General features: G+C 68.3%; 30 protein-coding genes and 1 pseudogene. 19 read left to right on the top strand and 12 right to left on the bottom strand.

What is annotated here, in order from left to right:
- Positions 1-27 precede the first annotated feature (27 nt).
- From OG959_RS38355 to OG959_RS38345, 3 genes are read left to right on the top strand one after another with little or no spacing between them, the layout of a single operon-like run.
- Entirely contained in the window at positions 28-1,197 is a 1,170-nt protein-coding gene (locus OG959_RS38355) for an alkane 1-monooxygenase (RefSeq protein WP_326666065.1), read from the top strand.
- Positions 1,194-1,382 carry a rubredoxin gene (locus OG959_RS38350; protein WP_326666063.1) on the top strand — a complete coding sequence of 63 codons (189 nt, stop codon included), beginning with the start codon at positions 1,194-1,196 and terminating at the stop codon, positions 1,380-1,382. The genes OG959_RS38355 and OG959_RS38350 overlap by 4 nt, the downstream gene beginning before the upstream one ends.
- A complete protein-coding gene (locus OG959_RS38345) occupies positions 1,379-1,552 on the top strand; it encodes a rubredoxin (RefSeq protein WP_326666062.1) in 174 nt (57 codons plus the stop codon). The genes OG959_RS38350 and OG959_RS38345 overlap by 4 nt, the downstream gene beginning before the upstream one ends.
- A gap of 365 nt (positions 1,553-1,917) precedes the next feature.
- On the opposite strand, the gene OG959_RS38340 is transcribed toward OG959_RS38345, so the two are convergent.
- Positions 1,918-2,517 (bottom strand): TetR/AcrR family transcriptional regulator, encoded by a 600-nt coding sequence (locus OG959_RS38340; protein ID WP_326666060.1) that lies wholly within the window; start codon positions 2,515-2,517, stop codon positions 1,918-1,920.
- Positions 2,518-2,627: 110 nt separating this feature from the next.
- Here OG959_RS38340 and OG959_RS38335 point away from each other — a divergent pair, with 110 nt between their 5' ends.
- Positions 2,628-3,200 carry a hypothetical protein gene (locus tag OG959_RS38335; protein WP_326666058.1) on the top strand — a complete coding sequence of 191 codons (573 nt, stop codon included), beginning with the start codon at positions 2,628-2,630 and terminating at the stop codon, positions 3,198-3,200.
- 192 nt (positions 3,201-3,392) lie between these two features.
- Here OG959_RS38335 and OG959_RS38330 read toward each other — a convergent pair whose 3' ends face one another.
- The 3 genes from OG959_RS38330 to OG959_RS38320 form a co-directional block, all read right to left on the bottom strand.
- Positions 3,393-4,460 (bottom strand): glycoside hydrolase family 43 protein, encoded by a 1,068-nt coding sequence (locus tag OG959_RS38330; protein ID WP_326666057.1) that lies wholly within the window; start codon positions 4,458-4,460, stop codon positions 3,393-3,395.
- 327 nt (positions 4,461-4,787) lie between these two features.
- Positions 4,788-5,126 carry a tryptophan-rich sensory protein gene (locus OG959_RS38325; protein ID WP_326666055.1) on the bottom strand — a complete coding sequence of 113 codons (339 nt, stop codon included), beginning with the start codon at positions 5,124-5,126 and terminating at the stop codon, positions 4,788-4,790.
- Positions 5,127-5,135: 9 nt separating this feature from the next.
- The gene (locus tag OG959_RS38320) at positions 5,136-5,264 is read right to left on the bottom strand and encodes a hypothetical protein (RefSeq protein ID WP_326666053.1); all 129 of its coding nucleotides are present in this window, start codon (positions 5,262-5,264) and stop codon (positions 5,136-5,138) included.
- A 135-nt stretch (positions 5,265-5,399) separates the two neighbouring features.
- Here OG959_RS38320 and OG959_RS38315 point away from each other — a divergent pair, with 135 nt between their 5' ends.
- The 3 genes from OG959_RS38315 to OG959_RS38305 all read left to right on the top strand — a co-directional run bounded on the left by OG959_RS38315 (position 5,400) and on the right by OG959_RS38305 (position 7,906).
- Positions 5,400-6,404, top strand: a complete 1,005-nt coding sequence (locus OG959_RS38315; RefSeq protein ID WP_326666051.1) for a YdcF family protein — start codon at positions 5,400-5,402, stop codon at positions 6,402-6,404.
- A 223-nt stretch (positions 6,405-6,627) separates the two neighbouring features.
- Positions 6,628-7,212: a DoxX family protein gene (locus OG959_RS38310; RefSeq protein ID WP_326666050.1), complete on the top strand. Its 585-nt coding sequence runs from the start codon at positions 6,628-6,630 to the stop codon at positions 7,210-7,212.
- Positions 7,213-7,393: 181 nt separating this feature from the next.
- Positions 7,394-7,906: a hypothetical protein gene (locus OG959_RS38305; RefSeq protein WP_326666049.1), complete on the top strand. Its 513-nt coding sequence runs from the start codon at positions 7,394-7,396 to the stop codon at positions 7,904-7,906.
- 100 nt (positions 7,907-8,006) lie between these two features.
- Here OG959_RS38305 and OG959_RS38300 read toward each other — a convergent pair whose 3' ends face one another.
- The gene (locus OG959_RS38300; protein WP_326666844.1) at positions 8,007-8,369 is read right to left on the bottom strand and encodes a MerR family transcriptional regulator; all 363 of its coding nucleotides are present in this window, start codon (positions 8,367-8,369) and stop codon (positions 8,007-8,009) included.
- A gap of 70 nt (positions 8,370-8,439) precedes the next feature.
- Here OG959_RS38300 and OG959_RS38295 point away from each other — a divergent pair, with 70 nt between their 5' ends.
- Complete coding sequence (locus tag OG959_RS38295) at positions 8,440-9,303, top strand: NAD(P)-dependent oxidoreductase (RefSeq protein WP_326666048.1); 864 nt, start codon at positions 8,440-8,442, stop codon at positions 9,301-9,303.
- 126 nt (positions 9,304-9,429) lie between these two features.
- Here the strand turns inward: OG959_RS38295 and OG959_RS38290 are convergent, their stop codons facing one another.
- Positions 9,430-9,738, bottom strand: coding sequence for a hypothetical protein (locus tag OG959_RS38290; protein ID WP_326666046.1), 309 nt, complete (start codon positions 9,736-9,738; stop codon positions 9,430-9,432).
- 648 nt (positions 9,739-10,386) lie between these two features.
- Here OG959_RS38290 and OG959_RS38285 point away from each other — a divergent pair.
- Together OG959_RS38285 and OG959_RS38815 are read left to right on the top strand one after the other, a co-directional pair.
- The gene (locus OG959_RS38285) at positions 10,387-10,569 is read left to right on the top strand and encodes a DUF6480 family protein (RefSeq protein WP_326666044.1); all 183 of its coding nucleotides are present in this window, start codon (positions 10,387-10,389) and stop codon (positions 10,567-10,569) included.
- A 715-nt stretch (positions 10,570-11,284) separates the two neighbouring features.
- Complete coding sequence (locus tag OG959_RS38815) at positions 11,285-11,362, top strand: 50S ribosomal protein bL37 (RefSeq protein WP_371604899.1); 78 nt, start codon at positions 11,285-11,287, stop codon at positions 11,360-11,362.
- Between the two features lie 118 nt (positions 11,363-11,480).
- On the opposite strand, the gene OG959_RS38280 is transcribed toward OG959_RS38815, so the two are convergent.
- Both OG959_RS38280 and OG959_RS38275 read right to left on the bottom strand, forming a co-directional pair.
- On the bottom strand, positions 11,481-12,275 hold the full coding sequence (locus OG959_RS38280; RefSeq protein WP_326666042.1) for an SDR family NAD(P)-dependent oxidoreductase: 795 nt from the start codon (positions 12,273-12,275) through the stop codon (positions 11,481-11,483).
- Positions 12,276-12,386: 111 nt separating this feature from the next.
- Positions 12,387-12,782: a hypothetical protein gene (locus OG959_RS38275; protein WP_326666040.1), complete on the bottom strand. Its 396-nt coding sequence runs from the start codon at positions 12,780-12,782 to the stop codon at positions 12,387-12,389.
- A 268-nt stretch (positions 12,783-13,050) separates the two neighbouring features.
- Here OG959_RS38275 and OG959_RS38270 point away from each other — a divergent pair, with 268 nt between their 5' ends.
- From OG959_RS38270 to OG959_RS38240, 6 genes and pseudogenes are all read left to right on the top strand, one after another.
- Positions 13,051-13,383, top strand: coding sequence for a hypothetical protein (locus OG959_RS38270; protein WP_326666038.1), 333 nt, complete (start codon positions 13,051-13,053; stop codon positions 13,381-13,383).
- 94 nt (positions 13,384-13,477) lie between these two features.
- A pseudogene (locus OG959_RS38265) lies at positions 13,478-14,267 on the top strand (hypothetical protein).
- A gap of 388 nt (positions 14,268-14,655) precedes the next feature.
- The gene (locus tag OG959_RS38260) at positions 14,656-15,003 is read left to right on the top strand and encodes a S24 family peptidase (RefSeq protein WP_326666036.1); all 348 of its coding nucleotides are present in this window, start codon (positions 14,656-14,658) and stop codon (positions 15,001-15,003) included.
- 516 nt (positions 15,004-15,519) lie between these two features.
- Complete coding sequence (locus OG959_RS38250) at positions 15,520-16,263, top strand: IPT/TIG domain-containing protein (RefSeq protein WP_326666034.1); 744 nt, start codon at positions 15,520-15,522, stop codon at positions 16,261-16,263.
- A 158-nt stretch (positions 16,264-16,421) separates the two neighbouring features.
- Entirely contained in the window at positions 16,422-17,180 is a 759-nt protein-coding gene (locus OG959_RS38245) for an IPT/TIG domain-containing protein (RefSeq protein ID WP_326666032.1), read from the top strand.
- Between the two features lie 373 nt (positions 17,181-17,553).
- Positions 17,554-18,045 carry an Ig-like domain-containing protein gene (locus OG959_RS38240; RefSeq protein ID WP_326666030.1) on the top strand — a complete coding sequence of 164 codons (492 nt, stop codon included), beginning with the start codon at positions 17,554-17,556 and terminating at the stop codon, positions 18,043-18,045.
- A gap of 402 nt (positions 18,046-18,447) precedes the next feature.
- Here OG959_RS38240 and OG959_RS38235 read toward each other — a convergent pair whose 3' ends face one another.
- Both OG959_RS38235 and OG959_RS38230 read right to left on the bottom strand, forming a co-directional pair.
- Positions 18,448-19,041, bottom strand: coding sequence for an RNA ligase 1 family protein (locus tag OG959_RS38235; protein WP_326666028.1), 594 nt, complete (start codon positions 19,039-19,041; stop codon positions 18,448-18,450).
- A 148-nt stretch (positions 19,042-19,189) separates the two neighbouring features.
- A complete protein-coding gene (locus OG959_RS38230; protein ID WP_326666027.1) occupies positions 19,190-19,513 on the bottom strand; it encodes a hypothetical protein in 324 nt (107 codons plus the stop codon).
- A 334-nt stretch (positions 19,514-19,847) separates the two neighbouring features.
- On the opposite strand from OG959_RS38230, the gene OG959_RS38225 reads away from it, so the two are divergent.
- Positions 19,848-21,245, top strand: coding sequence for a hypothetical protein (locus OG959_RS38225; RefSeq protein ID WP_326666024.1), 1,398 nt, complete (start codon positions 19,848-19,850; stop codon positions 21,243-21,245).
- Positions 21,246-21,457: 212 nt separating this feature from the next.
- Here the strand turns inward: OG959_RS38225 and OG959_RS38220 are convergent, their stop codons facing one another.
- Positions 21,458-22,498: an NAD(P)-dependent alcohol dehydrogenase gene (locus OG959_RS38220; RefSeq protein ID WP_326666022.1), complete on the bottom strand. Its 1,041-nt coding sequence runs from the start codon at positions 22,496-22,498 to the stop codon at positions 21,458-21,460.
- Positions 22,499-22,592: 94 nt separating this feature from the next.
- Here OG959_RS38220 and OG959_RS38215 point away from each other — a divergent pair, with 94 nt between their 5' ends.
- Entirely contained in the window at positions 22,593-23,201 is a 609-nt protein-coding gene (locus OG959_RS38215) for a TetR family transcriptional regulator (RefSeq protein ID WP_326666020.1), read from the top strand.
- Between the two features lie 55 nt (positions 23,202-23,256).
- Here the strand turns inward: OG959_RS38215 and OG959_RS38210 are convergent, their stop codons facing one another.
- Positions 23,257-24,165 (bottom strand): LysR substrate-binding domain-containing protein, encoded by a 909-nt coding sequence (locus OG959_RS38210; RefSeq protein ID WP_326666018.1) that lies wholly within the window; start codon positions 24,163-24,165, stop codon positions 23,257-23,259.
- 280 nt (positions 24,166-24,445) lie between these two features.
- Here OG959_RS38210 and OG959_RS38205 point away from each other — a divergent pair, with 280 nt between their 5' ends.
- On the top strand, positions 24,446-25,078 hold the full coding sequence (locus OG959_RS38205; protein ID WP_326666016.1) for an NADPH-dependent F420 reductase: 633 nt from the start codon (positions 24,446-24,448) through the stop codon (positions 25,076-25,078).
- Positions 25,079-25,101: the final 23 nt, after the last annotated feature.

The following is a 25,101-nucleotide window of genomic DNA, read 5'->3' as shown; positions in this document are numbered from 1 at the left end:
ATGTCACACGAGTTGAGGAGTCGGTGCATGACGGAATCATCCGAGACCGCGCACACGGCCGTGACCTGGCACGATCCGAAGCGCTACCTGTGGCTCATCGGACTCCTCGTACCCCTGCTGCCCTTCATCTCCTGGGGACTCGTGGAGACGACCGGACTCGGCGCCTTCTGGTGGACCGGACTCGTTCTGCTGTACGGAATCGTCCCCGCCATCGACCAACTCTTCGGCAAGGACACCGCAAACCCGCCGGACACCGCACTGTCGTGGCTGGAGCAGGACCGCTACTACCGCTGGTGCATCTTCCTCTATCTGCCCGTGCAGTACGCCGGGCTCGTCTTCGGGTGCTGGCTGATCACTCACGGCGGCCTCTCCACGGCCGGCCGTACGGGCCTTTCTCTCACGCTCGGCGGCGTCGCGGGCATCGGCATCAACACCGCGCACGAACTCGGCCACAAGAAGGAGTCCGTCGAGCGCTGGCTGTCGAAGATCGCCCTGGCGCCGACCTGGTACGGACACTTCTTCATCGAGCACAACCGCGGCCACCACGTACGCGTGGCGACCCCCGGGGACCCCGCCAGCGCCCGCCTCGGTGAGAGCTTCTGGAGCTTCCTGCCCCGTACCGTCACCGGAAGTCTGCACTCGGCCTGGACCCTCGAGCGCACCCGTCTGAAGCGTCTCGGCAAGGGCCCCTGGACGCCTCGCAACGACGTACTCAACGCCTGGGCGATGTCACTCGCCCTCTTCGCCGCGCTCACGGTTGCCTTCGGCCCCGGCATCCTGCCCTACCTCTCCTTCCAGGCCGTCTTCGGCTTCTGCCTGCTCGAAGTCATCAACTACACCGAGCACTACGGCCTGCTGCGCCGGCGCACCGACTCGGGCCGCTACGAACGCTGCGCCCCCCGGCACAGCTGGAACAGCGACAACGTCACAACCAACGTCTTCCTCTACCACCTGCAGCGCCACAGCGACCACCACGCCAACCCCACCCGCCGCTATCAGGCCCTCCGGCACTTCGACGAGGCACCCGAACTTCCCGCCGGATACGCCGGGATGATCCTCCTCGCCTACTTCCCACCGCTGTGGCGCCGAGTCATGGACCCACGGGTCGTCGCCCACTACGAAGGCGACGTCACCCGCGCGAACATCCAGCCCTCCAAACGCCGGGCCCTCCTCTCCCGCTACGGGCACGCCGCATGAGCGCGACGAGTCCCGGACACCACTACGCCTGCCCGGTCTGCGACTACCGCTACGAGGAGCAGACCGGGGCGCCTCGCGAGGGCTTCCCCGCAGGCACCCCCTGGAGCCGGATACCTGACGACTGGTGCTGCCCCGACTGCGGCGTACGGGAAAAGATCGACTTCGAGTACGTGGAGCCCTCATGAAGACATGGCAGTGCCTGGTGTGCGGCTGGATCTACGCGGAGGCCGATGGCTGGCCGGAAGAGGGAATCGCTCCCGGAACCCGCTGGGAGGACATTCCCGAGGACTGGTCCTGCCCCGACTGCGGAGCGGCAAAGGCGGACTTCGAGATGACCGAGGTCACCCACACCTGACGAGCCGCCCCGGCCCCTCGCCGCCGGGTCGGGTATCGCGCGAGCCACCGTCTCCCAACGCCTCGTTCCGCGCGCCGAGGGCAGACGGACTGCCTGATCCTCCAAGGGCCTTCTCCAGCGGGGTTCGAGTCCGCTCGCGTGGCGGGCACGGGCGCCTCGGCCGCCGGCTCATCCGCCGGCACGGTTCGCCTCCGCTCGAGCGGGCGTGAGCCGCCGAGGCCACCATCGAACACGTGAGGGCGGAGGTGAGCTCCGGGCCCGCTTGTGGCGACGCCGGAATGTGCACCGCATCAGGCGCAAGGCGTCAACGCGGGGCCTGCCCCACGCCCTTCGCAACCGCCGCCTCGCCAGGAAGGCCGTCGGACTCAGTCTGCCGAACGGGCTGTGGAACGTGACCGCAAGATCCCTTCGATGCCCTCCAGGAACGTCTCGGTGATCAATCCCGGATGGGAGAGACATCCCGCAGCCATGGCCCCGTCCCGGAGCATGACGAAGTGCCGCCCCGCCGCTTCGGCAGGCGCGTCTCCGACCTGTGCCATCAGGCCCGTGACGGTGTCGAGGAACCACTGCCGGTGCGCGAGAACGGCCTGGTGGATCGGGTGAGCCGGATCGGGATACTCGGCCGCGGCGTTGAGGAAGGCGCAGCCGCGGAAGCCCTCCGACCTGATCCCCTCGGCGATGGAGCGGCCGACCGCACGGACCCTGTCGCCCGGGGTCCCACCGCCCTCCTGAGCGGCCGACACCTGCGCTCTGATGCCCTGGTCGGCCTGCTCGAGGTAGGCGAGGACGAGATCTTCCTTGCCGGAGAAGTGACGGTAGAGGGTGGCCCGGGTCACCTGCGCTTCCTCGATGATCCTGTCAACGCCGACGGAGTGGATCCCCTCCGCGTAGAAAACCCTGATCGCCGTCCCGAGCAGCCGCGCTCGGGCCCCGGACGTGCTGACCTCTTTTGTCTTCCGGCTCATGACTCCCACCCTACAACGGAGGGAGAACGTTCGGTCTTGACACGTTGACCGGAGCGACCAATGATGAAGGGAGACCGAACGTTCTCCCTCATACTGAAGGCGGTTGCACCATGGACACTGTCGCCAGCCGGCCCGCTCCCACCGCACCGGCCCCTCTCCCGGTGGCTCTGCGCAAGCTCTACCTCCTGCGTTTCGCGTTCGCCGCCGTCTGGGCCGCCTTGCTGTTCATGAAGGCCGACGCGCTGGGCCCGCTCAGCGGGACGCTGCTGGTGGTCTATCCCCTCTTCGACGCGGCCTGCGTGGTGGCCGACCTGCGCTCGGCCCGGTCGGCCGACGGCGCGGCCAGGAGACTGTCCGTGAACATCGGGCTCAGCGTTCTCACCGGCATCGCCCTGGCGGTCGCCCTCACCTCCGGAATCCCGGCCGTCCTGCGGGTCTGGGGTATCTGGGCCGTCACGGCAGGCATCGCGCAGCTCGCCGTGGGCCTGGTCCGGCGCCGGATGGGCGGGCAGTGGCCGATGATCGTGAGCGGCGCCATTTCCACCCTCGCCGGCGCGAGCTTCTTCCTCCAGGCCGGCAAGGACGGAGCCACGCTCACGAATCTCGCCGGTTACGCCTTCCTTGGCGGCGTCTTCTTCCTCATCTCGGCACTTCGCCTCAAGTCCGCGGACCGGAAGAGTTGATAGCCCGTCGACGCCGATGGCAGGCATGCTGACGGCGGGACTTGGGGCCCCTCCGCCCACAACAGCCAGGGCAGGCCCGCACCGTGCTCGTGTACGACAATCGTGGCTGCCACCCCGCAGCCCGCAGTCCCCGGCCGCGCGCGACGTCTTCTCCGGCTCGGTGCGCCGGGTGGCGCGGGTGGACAAGCCGCTCTACTCGAAGAACTTGAGGCTCCAGCCCGTGTCGGTGGCCGGGCCGGGGACATTGGCGCGGCTGTAGGTGACGTTGCCCCACCAGGCGAACGTGCCGGTGTACCAGTACCGGTTCTCCCACGCGTACGGCGTGCCCTTCGGCACCGCGTGGAACATCGAGGGGAATCGGGGGCCGGCGGGCGGGCTGGTGCCGATGTCGCCGTTGAGCAGGACGAAGCTGTGATGGCCGGGACCGTTGACGTACAGCGTCGGGTCCCAGCCGGACATCATCGTCGCCCGGTTGGAGCCGAACAGACAGCCGTTGGACTTGTACCAGTCCCAGACGTATGTCGGGTCGCCTCCGGGCCGCAGGCGCAGGTCGGCCAGGCAGTACTGGTCGCTCCAACTGCCGTTGGCGGAGTACACGATGTGCAACTGCCCATTCGGGTCCTTGATGGCCTCGGGGCCCTCATTGATGAACGGGTTGCCTACCACCCGTTCCCAGCTCTCCCGCGGCTGCGAGATGACGTGGCGTGCGCCGGTCGGTGTGGTGGGACTGCTCATACGCGCGATGTAGAGGTTCTGCTCGACATTGGTGTCACCGGCCCAGCCGGACCAGACGAACCAGCGCTGCCCACCGAAGGTGAACAGGGTCCCGTCGATCGCCCACTTGCCGTCCGGCAGGGCCAGCCGGCTCTCTCCGGTGTAGCCGCTGTCCGGGCTCGCCGAGCTGATGACGTACATCCGGTGGGCCGCCCCGCGGCCGGCCGAGAAGTAGATGTAGTAGCGGCCGCCGTCCATGACGATCTCCGGAGCCCAGACCTCGCCGTGACCGGCCGTGTCCGACCACACCTGCCGGGCAGGCGCCGCTGCCAGCGCGGCCGTCGAGGACGCCTGCCGAACGGCGATGCCCCCAGCGGCCGACTGCACCGATATGTAAGTGCTGCCGACCCGGATCACACTCGGGTCCGCGGCCCTGATGGTCTGTTCCGCCCCGGCTGGCGCTGCGGACGACAGGGACATGATGACAGCGAGCACGCCGGACAACGCAAGGACGGCGGCGCGGGAAAGACAGCGAGTGAGTTTCATGGTCCCGTTCCAAGGTCGGCCTCCGATGCGACGCTCAAGTCGGCGGCAGCGTTTACATCGATGGAAGAGCGTCCTCACAGAATTTCAATTCGCCCTGGACATGTCAATGACTCGCGCGGATCGCCCGCAGTCCCCCCGCCGCATCCCGCGAGCACCGACAGCACGTCACTCACCGCTCCCGGAAACCTGCTCCCGAAACCCGGGCGCACCCGGGCTGCTCGGCCGCCCCTCGTCGGGTGCCGGCGGCCGGGAACGCGCGGCACGGAGCGGACGACGCGCGCCGACCGCCGTCTGATCTGCGCATGTTCCGGCGCGCGAGGTCTGCGTTCAGGAAGGCGGCGAACCCGCACCAAGCCGCCTACGGGACCAGTGCGGGAGCAGCCCTTCGGCAGCCTTAACCGCGCGGGCGATGAACTCCGCGTCGCTCACGCCGAGCAGTGCGGTCCCCACCAGACCGGCCTTCGTGCTGCGCATCCGGAAGAACGCCCAGTTCCAAGCCGTTTTCACAGCAAGGTTCGCGCAGTGACTCGCGGTCAGGGCAACCCCGCGCTCCTGCGTACGGGGCGCCGGGAGGGCTCGCCCACCGGGCCCGTACGACGCTCGCGCAGAGCGGGTCCAGGCGGCTCCGGAAGACCGGGCCGGCGGTTGCCAGTGCGGCTTGGGCAACGAGCGGTATCAGGGCGTGTCCGGCGCGACAACCCAGCTCCCGAAGGCCGCCGCCACCGTCACACCCGCTGCGGTGGCTGCGTACGTCTTCCACGGGCCCGAGGCCGGCAGCCGCTCGCCTTCGCTCGTCAGCCTCACGCCTCCCCTACCCGCTCTCGCCGAGGTGACAGCCTGCCCTCCCCGACGTGGCTTCCGCTCCGGACCTCCCGGCCGCTCCGAGTCGATGATCCGGCCTCCTCAGACGTGCCGGCGCCCTCCGCTTAGCATGTGCGCATGTTGGCCTACGCCCCGGCGGTCCTGATCTTCGTCGCCTTCTGTGTCGGCACGCTCCGCGAGCGTCGGCGTTTCAGCAACGCCGTCCTTCTGGGGCTGTCACTCACCTTCGCAGCGGCCGCCTGGCTCACCGAACTCGCCCGCTCGCAACCGGCCACGGGGAGGGAGATCGGCATCGCGCTCCTCGTCCTCGTCGCGGTGGGCATCGTCATCCTGTCCTGGTTCCTGATCTCCAATGGCGTGACGATGGTGCGCAAGGAGGGCAGAAGCCCCGCCAACCTCCTGTCCCTGCTGACAGGGCTTGCTCTGGTGCTCCTTCTCGCGCTGATGATCACCGCGCTGATCCTGAAGAACGACACCCTGGTGGTGGCGACGGGCACCGTGCTCGCCCTGGCCGGCTACATCGCCTTCCTGTTTCTCTGCTTCGTCGTCTACGCGTTTCTCTACGGCCGCCTCCACATCCACCGCAAGGCCGACTACGTGGTGGTGCTCGGTGCCGGTCTCATCAACGGCGCCACGGTGTCGCCGCTGCTGGCCGGCCGACTTGAGCGGGCCCGGGCCTTGCACACGAGGCTGACGGCTCACGGCAGGCAGCCCGTACTCCTCGCCTCCGGCGGTCAGGGGCCCGACGAAACCCTGCCGGAGTCACACGCGATGGCCGAGTACCTGATCGAGCGCGGATTCCCGGCCGCCCTGATCGAACGCGAGGACCGCTCGACGACGACCGAGGAGAATCTGCGGTACAGCAAATCGATCATGGAGAAGGCCAATCCCGACTACCGGTGTGTCGTGGTCACGAACAACTACCACGTCTTCCGCGCCGCGGTGACCGCCCGCCGGACGGGGGTCAGAGGCCACGTCGTCGGGTCACCCACAGCCGCATACTTCTGGCCCAGCGCGATGATCCGCGAGTTCGTCGCCATCTTCCTGACGTACTGGCGCACCAACTTGGCCATCTGCCTGCTCCTCGTCCTGGGCGGGGTATGCATCTGGCAGCTCAGCTGATCAGTGCCAGCCGAATGTCTTGCAGCAGGGCGCCCGCGCGCGTGACGGCGGTTGCGCGGAAGGGCGCCTGCCCCGGAGTGGCCTCCCCCGTGACGACCGCTCACGAACCGTCGGCCCCTGCCGCAGCAGCCCGGGAAACATGTGCGGGAGGATCGAGTGATGACTCCACCGGGCAGGGCCGCGGACGCGTGTGCCGGTTGATTCCAGGGGCACACGGGGATCCATGGCTGTCCTGAGAAGAATCACCCGCCCTCTGCTGGCAATTCCGTTCGCCATCGAGGGGGTGCGTACGCTGCGCAGACCGCTCCCTCTCGCAGCGGGCACCGAGTCATGGGCACGGCGCCTCGGAATCCCTGTCGACGATCCGCTGCCCGTGGTGAAGCTCAACGCCGCCGTGCAGATCGGTGCGGGCGGACTGCTCGCTCTGGGGCGGCTCCCTCGTACTTCCTCCCTTGTCCTGGCCGCGAGCCTCGTGCCGGCCACCCTCGCCGAGCACGCGTGGTGGAAGGAAGAGGACCCGGAGCTACGGAAGGACCAACTCCTCGAATTCACCCAGCGCATAGGCCTGTTCGGCGCTCTGCTACTCGGCGCAGCCGACACGCACGGCAAACCGTCGGCGGCCTACCGTGCCCGCACCGCGACCACGCGTGGCCGGAAGAAGGCCCACCGTGCGGCGGCGAGGACGGGCGGACACGTGCACGCGGCGATCGACACAGTCGGCTCCGGCGCCTCGGCAGCCGCGAGCGGGACGGGGCGGGCCGTGCACTCCGCCGCCGGTTCCGCACGCGCGAAGCTGCCTCACCGCTAGCACGGGGGCAGCCCTGTCCCCCTGAAGCCGAAGCGTGCACCGATCTCCCGGTCATGCGTCTGATCAGCGCGTTCGCGGGCAAGAGATGTCGAGTCGGAGCGGCATGTCACCGAGCATCACCGCCCCGAGCAGACCCGCGCGCGGGTCCGTGAACCCTCACCACGTCGAAAGGCCGTCAGCGATGCCTCCCGTGACCGAGCAGTGGGAAGACGTACTCAGTACCCGTTTCGCCCTGGGTGGGAGCCACCCTGCCGTCCGTGCGGTGGCGGCCTTCTCCGCCGAATCGGGGGTCTTCGCCACTGCGGGCCGCGAGGGCGAGGACGGCCGGCAGTTCTTCGGCAGCGCCGCCGGTCAGGGAGACCGGAAGACCCAGTCCGGCACAGCCGATGCTCCGGACCGGGCTGAGATGGCGGCTCTGTGGACGGCCGGTGAGGAGACCGGCCGTCCTCCGACGCTCCGGCTCGGCGGGGTGGTGTGGCGCCGTGAGGAGCTGGACCGGATCACGGACGCGGTGACAGGAACGGAACTCGATCTGGCGCTCCTGCGCGACGGGAACCGCGTCATGTGGGTAGCGACAACCGGGCAGGGCATCTGCGTGCTCGTCCTGGTCGACGGGAACGACGAGGGCCACGCGGCCGAAGCACGTTCGCTCGCCCTCGACTTCGACTCCTTCCTGGTCGGCCAGGGCTACTGATCCACGGGCCTGGGAGGTCGGCGGGCCGGGGGGCGGGCTGGGCAGTCCGCCGGCCGCGGCGAGCCGGACCCGCGCCCGGACGAGGGGCTGGGGCAGCCCCTCAGCTGGCCGCCCGTCGCTCCGTGACCGCCAGGTACTCACGCAGTGTCCGCCGGGACTGGACGAGCGTGTCGATCTGCTCGTCCAGTCCGGCTATGCGCGCCCGAAGCAGATCCAGGGTCTCCGGGCAAGGCTTCAGATCGGGTTCCGCGCCTGTGACGCACGGTTGGAGGTAGCCGATCTCCTGGGTCGACAGCCCGGCGTCGAGCAGTTTCCTGATCTGGGACACGGTCAGTACGGCGTCCTCTCCGTACTCGCGGTAGCCGTTGTCGCCACGGCCGGGCACCAGCAGGCCCTGAGCCTCGTAGTACCGCAGTTGGTGCGGATTCACCCCGGTCTGCCGACTCAACTCCCCGATCAGCACACGCACTCCCCCTTGACCTTCATACCGGTATGAACGTTGACGATTGTGCCAGTGATCAGAAAAGGAGCACATGATGCACACCGGCACACCTGTCACCGTTCTGGGTCTTGGACTGATGGGCAGCGCCCTCGCCGGGGCCTTCCTGCGCGCGGGACACCCGACGACCGTGTGGAACCGCACGCCGGCCAAGGCCGGCGACCTGGTTGCTCGGGGCGCGACGCTCGCGGGTTCCCCGGGGGCCGCGATAGCGGCTGCTCCGCTCGTGGTGGTCTGCGTATCGGACTACGACGCCGTGGTGGATGTCCTCGACGGACCGCTCGACGATCGCGTCGTGGTGAACCTGACCTCGGGCACGCCCTCGCGCGCCAGGAAGCTCGCCGAGGAGGTGGTACGCCGCGGCGGCGGATACCTCGACGGCGGGGTCATGGCCGTCCCGGAGGCGGTCGGCACACCTGACGCAGTGCTCGCCTACAGCGGGCCGCGACCGCTGTACGACGCCCAGGAGTCCTGCCTGGGCAGTCTCGGTACGGGCCTCTACCTCGGTGACGACCCCGGACTGTCTGCCACACACGAGATGGCCACGCTTGTCCTCATGTGGAGCATGCTCGACGGCTTCCTCAACGGAGCCGCGATCCTCGGCTCGGCCGGTGTGTCAGCGACGGCGTACCTCCCCGTCGCACGAACCGCGATCGACATGGTGGCAGGCTGGCTTCCGAGCTACGCGCGGCAGGCCGACGACGACGTCTACCCGGCCGACGACGGCACCGTGGATACCCATCTGACGGCGATGACGCACGTGGTCGAGGAGAGCGAGGTGCTCGGCCTCAACTCCGAGCTGCCGAGACTCTTCATGGCCCTGGCGGAGCGAGCGACTGCCGCCGGTCACGGCGGCAGCGGATACGCGGCACTGGTGGAACAGTTCCGCAGGCAATGAGTCGCGCGCAGCAGCCTTCTCGGCGGTCGCCCCTGAGCAACACTGCTTCACAACTCTCCGCAACCTCCGTCGGGACCTGGCCGACCCCTCATTCGTGCAGAACGGGAAACCATTGTCGCCTCAATGTCAGAGGTCGCTGTCGATCCCGGTGACGGCAGGCGTTCCCAACGGTGCGTCCTCCTCCGAGAATCCCGTCTCCTGTAGTGCCGTGGATACGAGCCCCACTGCATTCAGTTCCGCCTGGTACCGATCCGCGGCCTCGACTTCGAGGCGGATGGAGAAAGTGCCGTCGTCGTTGACACTGAGCAGATCGAGCCCCTGGCTTTCGCTCAGGTTGGTGTGCTGCTCAGCCAGCTTGCCCTCCAGAGTCGCGCAGGACGTGTCTGTGACGCCGACAACAAAGGTTCCCGGCACAGTGATGAAAAAGGTGGTCATGACAGCTCCTCACGTACGGCAGGGACTTTTTCACGTATCGCTCCGGCTTCCCTGATTCTCAGAAGTTATCGAGGAACCCGCCCGTGAGGCCGTTGATCAGGCGCCGCAGCCTCCCCGTTCCGCATGACCCGACCGGATCGCCGGATGGCGTCACTGCAGGGGCCCGTCCCTCGGGCGTACCCCCTGTCTCCCATCGGCCGCGTCTTTCCGCCCGCCACACGCGTCGCCTGTCGCCCCACCGCTTCGACTCCACCCGGCGGGGCCGCACCGACCGCAGCAATGCCGGAGAGAAGGTGGCCGCCAGGGAGAAGGAAGCCCGCTGACCGTGCAGCACGTGGAAGGCTCGGACCGACGCGCGCGGTGGGCGCCGAGCAATGCCTCTGCCGGCCCACATCTCCTTCCCGGGGCAGGAGTGACACCACCGATGCGCTGGACCCGCAAGGCCCCGCTCGCGCGAGCGCGGGAGCTCGAGTGTGGAGCGGTCCTGAGTGACCCCGAGCATATGGATGGGCAACGGCGCGTCACGGATGGTGAGAACGCCGGCGCGGCAAGGTCTCGGATTGCAGGTAACCCACCCGGGAACGGGCTCCCGGGGCAGCCAAGCCTTCGCGCGCTGCGGGAGCGGCTGGATGGGGAGAAGCTGGAGGTATGGCTATGTCACTGACTCCACCGGGAGAGACACCACCGGCCGAGGGCTCCATAGGCGAAGTCCATCGGCAACCGGCAGACGGAGGTATCTGGGAACACCCCAGGCTCTGGGCAGGACTGATCCTCCTGGGATCGGTCTTCTTTGCCGCGTACTTCATCGGGCGGATATTCGGCTACGGATGACTCCTGGCCCTTGGCGAGGTATGGAGACTCATGCCTCCAGCCGCAGAACCCTGACCGTCGCGGCCGCCGACCCCCGGCGCACTCGCGGCCGGCTTCGGCTTCGGCTTCGGCTTCGGCTTCGGCTTCGGCTTCGGCTTCGGCTTCGGCTTCGGCTTCGGCTTCGGCGCACCCCTACCGGAACGTGGCATGCGTGCAGGCGATGTCCGCGCGGCCCCGCGCTTCGGCGACCACAGCGTGATCGACGTGCTTCTGCGGGGGTGGTTCTGCAAGCCCCGCCCTCCCGTCTCCGCCGAGCATGTCGCGAGGCCCGGCCATCCCCCTTGCCTCAACCGGCCGCGATCGCGCCTGCAAATCCCTGGCGCACGATGACGGACTACGTCAGTCAGCTTGACCTGCGGCGGAGAGGCAGCCGGGACAGGTCTGTCCGGTGAGCGTGGCGTGTTGCGCCGCCGACACGTCTGCCGCCGCGGCACCGGATCCGACTTCAGCGGCGGCGCAACAGGGCGGTACCGGCGCCCGATACGTAGAGTCCGATCTGTGCGGGCCGGGCACATCGATGTGGGGGTGCGTGGCTGATGACGGACCTAGCGACATTCATCACACGGGCAAACCCGATGAGAGAGTTTTTCACCGTGCGAGTGGGTAAGGGGTCAATGATCGCCACAGGCGACAAATCGGCAGAAACATTCGAACGATGCAGATCAAGGAGAGTTTGATGTCCTCGAAACGACGTCGCAAGAAGAAGGCCCGCCGCAAGAACGGCGCAAACCACGGCAGCCGTCCGCAGACCTGAGGGACACCACGCATCCGGGGGCACCGTTCCCCGGATGCGCGCCCGCCGACGGCATAAGCAATCGGGCCGGCCCCTCACCTGTGCGGCATCAATCGGGCCACACCTCTGCCGGCCGGACTCAGGGCAGGATCGAATCCACGTAGCCGCCGTCCACTCGCAGGGCGCCGCCCGTGGTCGCTGATGCGTACGAAGAGGCAAGGTAGACCACCATGTGGGCGATCTCCTCCGGTTCGATGAGCCGCTGCAGCAGGGACTGCGGCCGATGGATGCGCATGAACTCGCGTTGCGCCTCGTCCCACGGAAGATCTTTGTCGACCAACTCATAGACGAATTTCTCGACACCGCCGGTGCGCGTGGGCCCGGCGATAACGGAGTTGACCGTCACGCCCGTGCCTGCGGCTTCCTTCGCGAAACCGCGGGATACCGCCAACAGTGCCGTCTTGGACACGCCGTAGTGGATCATCTCGGCCGGAATTGCCACCGCCGAGTCGCTTGCGATGTATTGCACCCGGCCCCAACCGTTCTCCCTCATACCCGGCAGGTAGGCACGGGTCATGCGGACCGAGGCCAGGACGTTCACCTCGAAGTAACGACGCCACTCATCGTCGCCGATCTCCAGCGCCGGCTTGGCACCGAAGATTCCGAGGTTATTGACGAGGATGTCGGCGCGCGGCAACGTGGCCTGCACCTGTCGGGCACCGTCATCCGTGGCGATGTCGCCCGGCGCGGCGACGAATTCCGCCTCCGGCCACTGTTCACGCAACCGCTCGACAGCGGCTGCTACAGAGTCTTCACTACGACCATTGACCGCAACGCGGGCACCCGCGCCCGCGAGTCCGGCGGCGATACTCGAGCCGATCCCCCGCGTGGAGCCGGTGACCAAAGCTGTTTTTCCGGAGAGATTCACGTGCATGGGAGTCGCTTTCCCTGGATGCATCGGAATCAATCACCCAAGAAAGAGCATTCAGTGCGATACCGACCTTATTCGCATGCTTGAGGGGTCTGCACGCAGATTCGGCCCTCGCTATCGCAATCCTGACCATGCTGCCGCACCGTGCGCGGCCCGGCGAGTCAGCGCTCCAGTGCGCCGCCGGGTGAGATCAGTGTCTTGCATGATGCGGTCGACAGTGTTCGCCGGACTACTGTCGGCGCCTATGAGGGTCTTCATGTCGCCGGGCAGGAGGTCGAATGGCAGGTGCCGGTCGAGCAACCGCCTCTCGTCGACCTTCTCCGCGATGGCTGTGGTCGCGTGCCCGGCCACGGTCTCAGGGAAGGACACGTCCAGGCAGTAGGTGTGAGCGTGCCCGCGATGGTCGGCGGGCAGTTGCTGGAGCATCTGGCCGTTGCGGTCTGCGTACAGGGTGCCCTCAAGGACGACGTGATGCCCGGCATCGAGGTTGTAGCGGGCGACGGTGTCCATGAGGCCGATGTCCGCACCGCCGGGGCCGGTCGTGTTGGGCGATCCGGCGCAGGTTGTCCTGGCCGACCAGGGCGAGACCGCGGCCGAAGCAGTCCCGGATGCCGGCCGCGAACGAAGACTTGCCCGAGGCGCTGTTCCCATGATGTGTGAGGGCTCAGGACATCCTTGACGCTCCGTCCTCATGAGTTCTTTGACGCATCAGGCCGCTGTCAGACCCGCGGGCGATGATCGGGCCATGCTGCAAGCGAGAGATGAACATGGTCAGAGGGTGGGGAACCCGAAGCCGTCAGCGTTGAGCCGGATGGTGGCGAACCTCGGCCGGGGCAACGCCTTCGTGATCGTCGAGCGAATCGACAATGAGACGGACGGCGACTGGTACGTGCAGGTCTGGCTGAGGGATGACAACACCTACCAGCTGGAATTCCGCGATGGAACCGCGGCGGAGCACTACCAGACCCGGACGGTCTCTCAGGAGAAGGTGATCGTTGCCCTGAGCGGCTGGGCTGAAGGGTGTCCGGAGTGGAAGGGCGCCTTCATGTGGAACAACATCAGCACCTGGTTTCTGGCCGGGGCCGAGTCTCTGACCTTGCCCACGCCTTGAAACAGCTGACTGGCCGTAATGCGCCGAACATGACGTGTACGCGGCGTTCTACAGTCGCCCGGGTCGGCTGTTTTCACAGGGGGTCCGGAACACAATGCAGTCCAGGAGATCACTGGCCGGAATCCTGCTGAGCGCCGTCGCCGTGCTGCTGCTCAGCGCCTGCGGGACCCAGCGGGCCGGGGCCGGGGCGCCGACGGAATCGCCGCGCCGGCAGACGTTCGCACCGTTCCGTGTGACTGCGGCCCGTCTCTCCGACGACGGGCGGGCGCTCAGCGTCGACGCAGAGATGCCCGGCAAGGAGAAGACCTGCGCGCGCCGGCTGAAGGCGGCCGTGACCTCCACGTCGGAGCGCACCGTGTGGGTGCAGGTCACCTTCTCCACCCTGACCGGTGACCCGCACGCCGCCTGCTCGAAGACCGCGACCGGCACGGCGAAAGTGCGGCTGCCGTCCGCGCTCGGCCACCGCGAACTGGTCGTGGACCACGACACGACGTTCACCGCGGACGGCGCCGGCCCGCCCGGCCTGCGCCTGTGCGGCGACCGCGGCTGCCACCCGGCACCCACCGGCTGCACCCCCGCCTCCTACGACCAGGCAGTGTCGGCGCTCGACGTGCCGAACCACACCTCCCGCGGCGAGGAGCACTGCGACGGGAAGTGGCTGGTGTTCGACGTGTCGTCACGCATGGGCCCGGCCTGCGCGGAGGGCGAGGCGCCTGGCTGCGGGGCGAGCCTCGGCGACCGGCGGTTCTTCCGGGCCGAGAAATCGGGCTGGGTGCCCCCTCGCGCGCGGCACAAGGGCGGGCTGCGCCGACGTGCACCGCATCGAGCCTGCCTTCCCGGCCGCCCTGTGCGCCGACCTGCCCGCCCTGCGGACCTCGAACTGAGCACCGCACCGGACCTGGTGTAAGGCCACGAACTGAAGCCCCGACTCACACGACGAACCCAGGTCCAACAGGGTTTGGTTACATCTCCGGGCAGTTGGCCACGCGTCCCGCCCGTTGCCCTGTCGGCTGGTCCTGCCCAGACGCTGGGATCAGCCGAAGGCTACCGACCGGCGGGCCGCCCGCTGCCGCATTCCTGACGATGAGTATCACTGGCCGAAGTCGTAATGCGCGCTGGGCATGCTCGACGACCTTGCCGCGCTGGGGCTGCGGCCGGCAGTGCCAGGGCCGCATCAGGCAACGTTTGCCTCGCCCTTGAGGACGGAGGAGTATATCGGTGGGGTGGTCCAGGGAAATCTGCGACGATCGCCGGATGGGTGCATTGGATGCAGTGGCGGACAGGGTTACCGGCGGGGCCACGGTGGCGTTCCGGCCCAGCGGCTCCTCGATGGTCCCGCTGATACGCAGTCGGCAGCACGTGGTCGTTGCTCCGGTGGCCCCGTCGAAGCTGGAGGCCGGGGACATCGTCCTCGCGCGTGTCGCCGGGACGGTCTACTTGCACTTGGTGTCGGCCGTGGACCCCGCCAGGAAACGGGTGCAAATCAGCAATAATCGTGGCCGTATCAATGGCTGGACCAGCCACGATCGTGTCTTCGGTATCTGTGTGGCAGTCGACGGCGTCACCCGGTCAGGGGCCGGAGGCAAGACACTTGCGGCCGACACCAACGACTCCTCCTGACCTATACCCCCGAGCGATGGCGGCAGCACTTCGAGGGCGTGATCCGGCCGTTCCGGTCGGGCACCCAGTGACGGGAGGAGCCGGGCGAGTTCGGCGCCTGGTCGACCGTGTCCAACCGTTTCCGCCAGTGGCGAGACACGCCATAGTTCATGTCCACACACGGCCGTTGCCCAGCACCCACGGCATGGCCCGCGTGGCCCGGCAGGTGCCCGCGTACCACCGGAAGGCGCCGCCGCACGCCCAGCGCGCTCCGCCAACCGACTGATACCGCGTCAATTCCCTTGGCATACGAATCACTCTGATGGGTCAATTCAGGTGTCTGCACCAACGGGCAATGGTCCATCAAGTCCTCGCGGACCAGCCACCCTCACGGGACTGAACTCGTGCCGTCCGGACGGGCCTGCGCACATCCCATCTGCCGGTGGGCCAACGTATCGGCCTGGGCTGTTTCGGGACCTCCGTGGATCGGAACCCAGTCGCTGCTCGGAGAAGACCTCCGAGTGAGAGGAACCCCTCATGCCGATCAGCCCCAACCAAGGCTCCACCAGCGGCGGAACAACCGTCACCATCACAGGCGTGAACCTGTCCGGTGCCACCGCCGTCCACTTCGGGTCCCGGACGGCCACGATCACCGCGAACACCCCGACCTCGATCACCGTCATCGATCCCGCGGGCTGCGGCGTCGTCGACGTCAACGTGACGACCGCGGGAGGGACGAGCAACTCGCTCTCCTTCTTCTACATCAGCCCACCGATCGCGGTGTCCATCGGCCCGGGCTCCGGCCCCACCGCGGGCGGCAACACGGTCGCCATCAACGGCTACGGCCTGTCCACGGCCACCACCGTGTCCTTCGGCTCCAACAGCGCGACCCCGACAGTCGTCTCGGACAGCCAGTTGTCGGTGGTCGTTCCGGCCGGCAGCTCCAGCGGTTCCGTCGACGTCACGGTCACCACCACCGGGGGCACGACCGCTCCGCTCACCTACGCCTATGTCGACGCGCCGACGCTGGTCTCGCTCACACCCACCTCGGGGCCGACGTCCGGCGGCACCTCGGTGACCGTCAACGGCACCGGCCTCGCCTCCACCACGGCCGTCACCTTCGGCGGCACCACCGCGTCCTTCGCAGTCCTGAACAGCACCACGCTGGTGGCCGTCACACCGCCCGGCGCCGCTGGTTCCGCCGACGTCACCGTGACCACCGGGGGCGGTAGCGCCACTGCCGGCGACGGCTTCACCTACGCGTCCGGGCCCGGCATCTGACGGCGTCTCGAACACTCAGCCACGCACGGCTCCGGTGCGCTCCGGTCCACCGGCCCGTGCCCTGCGGACGCGGTGCGGGCCCGCGAACACGCGCCCGCACCGCTTCCGTGCCGCCAGCTCGCGGCCCAGCCAGGCCGACCACACTCCTTGGAGTCACCGTGGCCCCTCCCGTCCTCACCTCGGTCGTACCCAGCACGGGCCCGACGGCGGGCACCAATCCCGTGGCCCTCAACGGAAGCCAGTTCACCGGTGCCATCGCCGTCACGTTCGGATCCGCAGCCGCCCTGTCGTTCGCGGTCAACACCCCATCGACGATCACGGCGGTCGTCCCGCCCGGAACCGGCACAGTGAACGTGACCGTGCGCACACCCGCCGGGCTCAGCAACACGATCCCCTACACCTACGCACCCACGCCGGCTCTCAGCACGATCGCGCCCAACCAGGGACCGACGTCCGGCGGAACGAGCGTGGTCCTCACCGGCACCGGCCTGATCTGGACCACCGCCGTCACCTTCGGCAGCACCCCCGCCACCTCCTACACCATCAACTCCGCCACCCAGATCACCGCCGTCACACCGGTCGGCACCGGCTCCGTCGCGTGCACCGTCACCGGTCCCGGCGGCACCAGTAATTCCGTCGTCTACACCTATCTGACGGCGCCTGCGCTCATCGCGCTCTCGCCCGCGCAAGGGCCGACGGACGCGGGCGCCGCCGTGACCCTGACAGGCAACGGGCTGACCACGACATTCGCGGTCCGCTTCGGCAGCGCGCCGGCGGCCTTCACCGTGGTGTCGGACACGACTGCGATCGCGATCGCCCCCGCGGGTCCGGCGGGTTCGGTGCTGGTGAGCGTCACAACGTCGGGCGGCACCAGCAACTCACTCGCCTACCAGCGTGTCCCGCCTCCCGCCATCTAGCCAAGGGCTGTCCCGCACTTCCTGGTGGTTCAGCGCGCGGCGTCAGATGCGGTGTGTCGCAAGGCGGAGAGGCGCCCGCGTACTCGATGTATTCGGCTGTTTCGACAACGGAGGGGTCCCTCCGTGCCCTTGAGGTTACGGGGGAGAGGTGCCGTAGCCGTCGTCGTGCGCCCGCCAGGAACTGCGGGACAGCCCTTAGCAGGCATCGGCGCCACCGGCGCGCTCCAGCGCATTCGAGCGAACCGATGACTCAGGTGGGCCCACCGGGACCCGCACCTACCGCGCATGCCACCAAAAGCGGCCTAAGGTCACGCTCCGAACGGTCAGGCGGACCCCCGCCTGACTATCAGACCGAGGAGGCCCCTCAGTGAAAGTGTGTCTTCCACGCAAGGTCGGACTCGTGGTCGCCGTCGCGGCGGCCACCGTGCTGGCCCTCGCTACGTCGGCTGCTGCCGCCGATCCGTCGTCGACCACGGTCCAGGCCACGCCGTCCTCGGCGGTGACCGGGCAGCTGGTGACCCTCGACGCGACGGTGACCTGCAGCTCCGACCCGAGCGGCGGCCTGGGCGTGTCGTTCTTCGACGGCTCGGACCTCCTGGCGACCGCACCCGTCTCCGCCGACGGGCACTCCTCACTGACCACCGGTTTCACGACCACCGGAACACACAACATCACCGCCGCCTACAACGGCGACGACAGTTGCAGCGCTTCGAACGACACCACCACCGTCACCGTGTCCCAAGCCCCGTCTCCCCCGGCCAACAGCCCGGGCTGCCTGCTGTGCGGGCTGATCGACTTCCATGTCGGGGACATCCACAACGAGGTCAGTGTCGACAGCCACAATGTGACGCGCATCCACAAGTGAGCCCGGCCCGCCATGTGCCGGACGCGTGCGAGGGGTGCCACGGACCGTGGTACCCCTCGTCCGTCCGTCAGAAGCACCTTGGGGGCCGATGTCCGGGCCGGCCGGGCAGGTGAACGCGTGCAGGTCCCATCAGCAGCGACATGATCAACGTGACCCGCCGCAGGCGAGCCGAGCCGGCACGGCCCGCGCTCCGGACCGGATCAGCACTCTCGTCAGCCCATGGCGGGCCGCGGTGCACCGGCGGCGGGCTGACAGGCCCGTGGCCGTGTCCGGTGGAGAGCCGGGCGGAGATCCGGGCCGGGGCGACGGTGGTGTGGCCGTGCGCCACCCGCTCACCATGCATCTCGGCACTCTGGGCTGCAGGTTGGGGCGCCATCGCCGCGCCGCTCACGTCGCGACTGGTCAGTGAGAGGTGTGCTGTGCGGCGGGGCGTCGCGGCGTCGGAAAGTCACGTCCTTTCAGCTTGGCCATGCGGCCATCGTCGTGATGCCAGACGATCCCCTCGTACGGCCGGGCGTGCAGCCATACGCGGAGGCCTTCGTAGTCCCGGGGGGCGGTCGCGAAGTCCTGCCGGACGGACAGGACGGACCAGCCGTGGGGCATGAGGATGTGGCCGACGTAGCCGTCCGGGTTGCCGTTGATCTTCGGGCCGAGGAGTTCGTAGGTGCCCGGCTTCTCGGTGCTCCGGTTGTCGAGGGCTTCCGCGTGGAACTTCGCGAACGCGGTCTGCCCGATGGGTTCCCACCCGACGGTCTTGCCGGTCTCGGCATCGGTGCTGACCGGCAGGTAGTGGGGCGGTGGGGTCTTGCCGGGCTTGACCTCACGGCGGGCCCACCAGCGCCCGGCCTCGTCGAGCATGACGCAAGTGCCGTCGTACTTCCTGGTTGCCGTGCCTTCCCCGTCGACCACCCACTCGCAGCCCGGGGAGACCTCCGGCAGCACGACGGCAGGGCGGGCGCTGAAGTCGCGGACGAAAAGGGTCGGGATCTTCTCCATGCCGCTGACCGTACCGGTCTCGGTGACGGGCAGTTGAGAATTTCTGACTGTGCGCGGCCTCAGCGGCCGCCGGGGCGCCGCGGTGTGAAACCGCCGGGCCGTCGCCCCGACCGCCGTGTGCCCGCGCGCATCACGAAGCGTCTACTGGTCAGAGGGGATCGGTGAACGAGACCGGCTTGCCGGTGGCGTGGGCGTACGCGATCTCCCTGCTCGTGGACTCGCCGACATACCCACCGGGGTTGACGACCAGAACCCGGTCAGCCAGGTCGATCTTGCGCAGATGGAGGGCGTCCAGCGCGGTCTTCTGCTCGTTGGTGATCCGCTCGTCCGCGCCGCGATCCTCGGCGCGCAGGAAGACGCCCGGCGCGACGACGATGACACCCGCGAAGGTCAGATCACGGTTCGCCGCGCTCATCTCGTCCACGAACCGGGTAGAGCCGCAGATGCAGACAATCTCAGGTCGGTCGGGCACAGCTCAGTCCTCCGGGTCGAACGAAAAGCCGTCCGCGTGCGTGTAGACACCGCAGACGGACATACGAGCCGACAGCCTACGCAGTGAGATGGACACCACGCGGCTGCGCCGTCGCAGGTGGGAGGCGTGGCCCGTGGTGGGAATGCCCCTGCTCCACGCCGAAGTCCGGGATGTGCCCGGATCATCAGCTTCCTCTGGCCGCTCGTGGCGCCCGGGCCTCCGCCCCGGTCCCGCCACCTGAGCGCCCCGGCAAGTCCTCATGCCTGTTTGATAGTTGACGCAGCACTCTATTCATCCCGTCTCAATGACGTGAGGTTCCATTAGTGGGGGCGACATGCACAGAAGTCGGAAGTGGTTAGTACTGGCCGCGGCCGTGCTCGGCCTGGCGGCATCGGGGACAACCCCAGGTGCCGCCCAGATCCAGGACGAGGCCTACGCCGAGGTCAGACCCCTCTCCAGCACCACCGAGGCAGCCGAGCTCCGGCTCGAAGAGCGCAGGGTCTCAGGCGCCACGCTCGCGGAGCTCGACTCCCGCCTGGACAAGGTCGGGGTGGCCGAGGTCCTGGCCGGCGCCAACCACACGATGAGGAACTCCGCCGACTGCTACCCGCAAGAGGTGAAGGCGTTCCCCGTGAACCCGGCGCCCGCTTCCGCCTACTGCTGGGACACGGGCGACGCGTATACCCAGCGCTGGCTCCCGCAGGGCGTGACCTCCTCGGGCGATGCGGACGACGACGGGCTGTGGGGTGACGACAAGGTCCTGCTGTCCGGCTGGAAGTCCAACGACGGTCTGTTCACCGACTTTCCCACCATGCTGAACAACGACCCCAACGGGCAGCATCTGGCGCGCGTTGCCTTCATCAACGCCAACAACCCCAGCGCGCTCTCCTATCGCTGGGTGCTGCTCGTGATTCCCACCGAGGGCGGCGCCAACTTCGACAACGCCGGGGTCCAGCTGGGCGGCATGGTGTGGTTCGGGGACAAGCTGATCGTCACGGCCAAGGGCGGGGACCCCAGCACCAACGCCCTGTACGTCTTCTCCATGAACCACATCCTGCAGGCCACCGTGAGCAGCAATGCGATCGGCAGGGTTTCCGGGGGCTACTCGGCCCACGGCTACCAGTACGTCATGCCGGCCATCGGCTCGTACGGCCTGAGCAAGAAATGCGGTTCCACCACGGGCATCGTCTGCCCCGCCCACGTCTCCCTCGACCGCAGTGCCACTCCGGACAGCATCGTCCTGAACGAGTACCAGCCCTCCGGCACCCCCAAGACCGGCAAGATGTGGGGCTACCAACTGGCTGCGCCATCGGAGTCGGGTATGCCGCTGCTGAAGGACTCCTCGGGGTACGCGAATGTGTCGGAGATGTTCACGGCCGACATGGCCGGAGCGCAGGGCGCCCTCTCCTACCGGGATCCGGCGACCGGACAGCGGTCCTGGTACCTGCCCAGGCACCGTGGCGGTGTCGGCCAGCGCGGCGTCTACCAACGTCGTGACGCCACCGGCGTGAAGACCACGACGTGCACCGGCACCGATGCACCGACCGCGTGCTGGGCCGCGAAGTCCCAGGGGCTGTCGCTCTGGTGGAGCACGAAGACGGTGTGGAGCCAGACCGAATGGGCTGCTGACAAGCATGCCGAGTGGGTGAACGAGGACGCGAGCAGCACCTGGAAGTCCCAGGTGATTCCCGAACGAATTCTGTTCTCGGTTCCGTTGTCCCGCATGCCTTGACCTTGACCTGGAGCCGGCGGCGGAGCGGGTGACTTCGCCGCCGGCCCATGGCCGGGTCCACATCTGCGTATGCCTTCGGCAGGAGACCGGCCCTGCGGGGCCGGTCCAGCCCTGCCTGCCTTGAGCACGGACAGGTCCCGGCAGTCGGTCCGCTTCCTGCTGGTCTGCGCCCGGCCGTATGTGATCACGCGATGGCCCGGCCGAAAGTCTCCTCAGTCCAGGTCGGACATGTCGAGCACGAAGCGGTAGCGGACGTCGTTGCGCCGGAGGCGGTCGAGCGCCGTGTCCACCTGTGCCGACGGCAGTACTTCGACGTCGGCGGCGACGCCGTTGTCGGCGCAGAACTGGAGCATCTCGGCTGTGGCCGGGCGGCCTCCGCTGCCCGCGGAACTGAGTTTCTTGCGGCCGATGAGCAGGTCCATGGCCTCGACCGTGAGGGGGCCCAGGTACCCGAGGAGACTGAGGGTGCCGTCCATCGCCACCAGCTTCAGATACGGGGCGAGGTCGTGAGCAGCCGAGATGGTGTCGATGACGACGTCGAAGGTGTCGCGTGCCGTGGCCATCCGCTGGGTGTCGGTCGAGGCGATGAGGTCGTGAGCGCCCAGCTTGCGGGCGTCGTCGCGCTTGTCCTGGCTGCGGCTGATGACGGTCGTGGTGGCGCCGAGTGCCACGGCCATCTTGACGGCGAGGTGCCCCAGGCCGCCGAGGCCGGCCACCGCGACGCGACTGCCGGGACCCACACCCAACGAGCGCAGGGGTTCCCAGACGGTGATACCCGCGCACATCAACGGGGCGGCTGCGGCCGGATCGAGGTTCGAGGGGAGCGGGTAGGCGAAGGCGTCGCGCACGACGTACTCGCGGGAGTAGCCGCCCAGGGTGGTCGACCCGTCCTGCCGGTCGGTGCCGCCGTAGGTCAGAGTCGGGAAGGAGTGGCAGAAATTCTCCTGTCCGGCTTCGCACATGGCGCACATGCCGCAGGAGTCGACGATGTTGCCTACCGCGACGCGGTCGCCGGCCGAGAAGGCGGTCACCTCGGGGCCGGTCCCGGTCACCACTCCGGTGAATTCGTGGCCGGGCACCAGGGGCACATTCGTGTCCTGGTCGTAGGCGTGCAGGGCGTGCAGGTCGGTGTGGCACACGCCGCAGTAGTCGACCTGCACCGCGATGTCGTCCGGGCGCAGGTCACGGCGCTCCAGCGCGGTGCGCCGCAGCGCTGTCGGGCCGGCCGCCCGCCATCCGGTGGTCGTGCGCATACGTGACTCCTTAAACAGACTGTTCTGTCTGTTGCAGCGTAGACATCACCGCCCCCCAAGGCAAACCAACTGTTCTGTTTGGTAGAGTGCGGGCATGCCGGAACAGCCCCAGACCTCGCGAGGCGCCGCGACCTACCAGCGCATCCTGGACGCCGCCACCGAAGAGTTCGCCCAGCACGGAATCGCCGGGGCGCGGATCGAACGCATCGTGACGGCAGCGCGCACCAACAAGGCACAGCTCTACGCCTACTTCGGCGACAAGGAACGACTCTTCGACGCGATCTTCCTCAGCTCGCTGGAGCGCATCACCAACGTCGTGCCCATCGACGCCGACGACCTCGCGGACTGGGCCGTCCGCCTCTACGACGAGTACCTGCGCCGCCCCGACCTCATCCGGCTGGCAACCTGGACACGGCTGGAGCGCCGTCCTGAGGGGCACCTCGTCGAAATGCACCAGCATTACGACGACCGCAAGCTCACGGCCATCGCCGAGGCCCAGGCCGCCGGTCGGGTTCGCGCAGGTGACCCGTTCGACATCATGGCCATGGTCATCGCCATGTCCATGGCCTGGTCACCGGTCAGCAACGTCTACGCGGCCAACAGCCACGAACCCGATGCCGTACACGCCCAGCGCCGCGAACTGCTCCGCGACTGCGTCCACAACGCCATCGCGGCCGGTCGCGACGACGCATCCCCCTTGTGACCGCCACCCGGGCGATCCCACAACGCCCGGCAGCACACGATTCGCGTCCCTGAGATCACCTCATGGGAACGGCACCGCTTCCCAGCTGCCACATTTCGTAGTTCCCACATTCTGCCGTGATCTCGGCCGCCTCCTGAGCCGCCAAGAAGAAGTCGTCGACCACCGGCGAGTTGTGCGCTTCCGCCACCGCGAGGCACACCTGGTCGGACGCCAGATCCAGGACGGGCACGTAGCTGATGTTCGGATGTGAGTAGAACACCGTCGCCGAACGGGCAAGGAACGAAATGCCCCGGCCGGCCGCGACATGCTCGAGCGTCTCGTCCACCCCGCGCACCAGGTACCCGGCGTTGGGATGCGGCCGCCTGGTGGGCTGCGTACTCGTGTCCCCATGCCAGATCAGCGGCTCACCGGCCAGGTCGGCCTCGGTGATCTGCTCCCGGCCGGCCAGTTCGTGGCCGGCGGGCAGCACCGCCACCCGCGGCTCGGTGTACAGGGCGGCGACGCGCAGACCGGCCTCGTCCATGGGCAGCCGTACGTAGCCGACGTCGATGCGGCCGTCGAGCAGCATCGGGGCCTGGTCGTCCCATTCGATCCGCTGCATGTCCACCAGAACATCCGGGTGCCGGTCGGCGAAGAGCCGTACCGCCGGGGCGACCGCGATGCCCGCCCGGAAGCCGACCATGATCCGCCGGCTGTCCCGCGCGGCCAGCGTCACCCGGCGACGGACCGCGTGCGCGGAGGCCAGCAGCGGGCCGGCGTCGGTCAGCAGTTGCCTGCCCGCATCGGTCAGCGCCACCCCATGGCTGTCCCTGGTCAGCAGCGGGGTACCGAGATCCTTCTCCAGCGCGCGGATCTGCCTGCTGAGCACCGGCTGCGCGATGTGCAGCTCATCGGCGGCGCGGCCGAAGTGCAGCTTGTCGGCGACGGCGACGAAGTAGCGCAACTTGCGCAGGTCCAGATCCATGAAGCCCCCCTCCGGCGATGCCTTCAGGGTATCGCAGCAGCTGAAATAGGTCTTGGACACCCACTCGGGCCAATGCCATTCTCAATACGCAACCGATGGGGCCGAAACGAATCAGGCAGAGGAATTCGACATCGGGAATTCAATAGCAGGCCCCGAACCGGAATGAGCGCACCAGTAATTGAGCCGGGCCGCCGCTTCATTCGAAGGAATCGAGTACACACCCTTCACCACGATGAGGCAGGCACAGCGCCCTGTTCAGCTCCAGAAAGCGGGCACACCCATGAGCAGCATCAGCATCATCGGCCTGGGGAACATGGCCGGCGCCCTGGCCGGCCGGGCACTCGCCGGCGGCAACGCCGTCGAGATCATCGGCCGCGACCCGGCCAGGGCCGGGAAACTGGCCGCCGCGCTCGGCGGCGCCACTGCCGGGACGGCCGGCACCGCCCCGGCCGGGGACATCGTCATTCTCGCCGTCCCGTACGCCGGCGCCGCGGCGGTGGTCAGGAAGTACGGGGACGCGCTGCGCGGCAAGGTCATCATCGACATCACCAACCCCGTCTCCCCCGACCTCAAGGGCCTTGTCACCCCCGACGGCAGTTCCGCCGCGCAGGAGATCGCCGAGGCCGCCCCCTCCGGCGCGCATGTCGTCAAGGCGTTCAACACCCTGTTCTCCCATGTGCTGGCGGCCGGCCCGGCCGATGGCCATCCCCTGGATGTGTTCATCGCCGGCGACGACGCAGAGGCAAAGGCACGCGTGTCGGCGTTCATCGAGAGCCTGGGACTGCGTGCGTTGGACACAGGGCCGCTTTCGATGGCGCGGACGCTGGAACACGTCGGCCTGCTCGCGATAGGCCTCGTCACCCACTCCGTCAAGCACACCGACTTCTCCCTGGGCGTCAGCTTGCTCGGCTGAACCCCGCCCGCACCACCGCTTCT

It is taken from the genome of Streptomyces sp. NBC_00385 (assembly GCF_035917155.1).
Lineage (GTDB): Bacteria > Actinomycetota > Actinomycetes > Streptomycetales > Streptomycetaceae > Streptomyces > Streptomyces poriferorum.
This window is presented reverse-complemented; position numbering and strand designations above follow the sequence as displayed.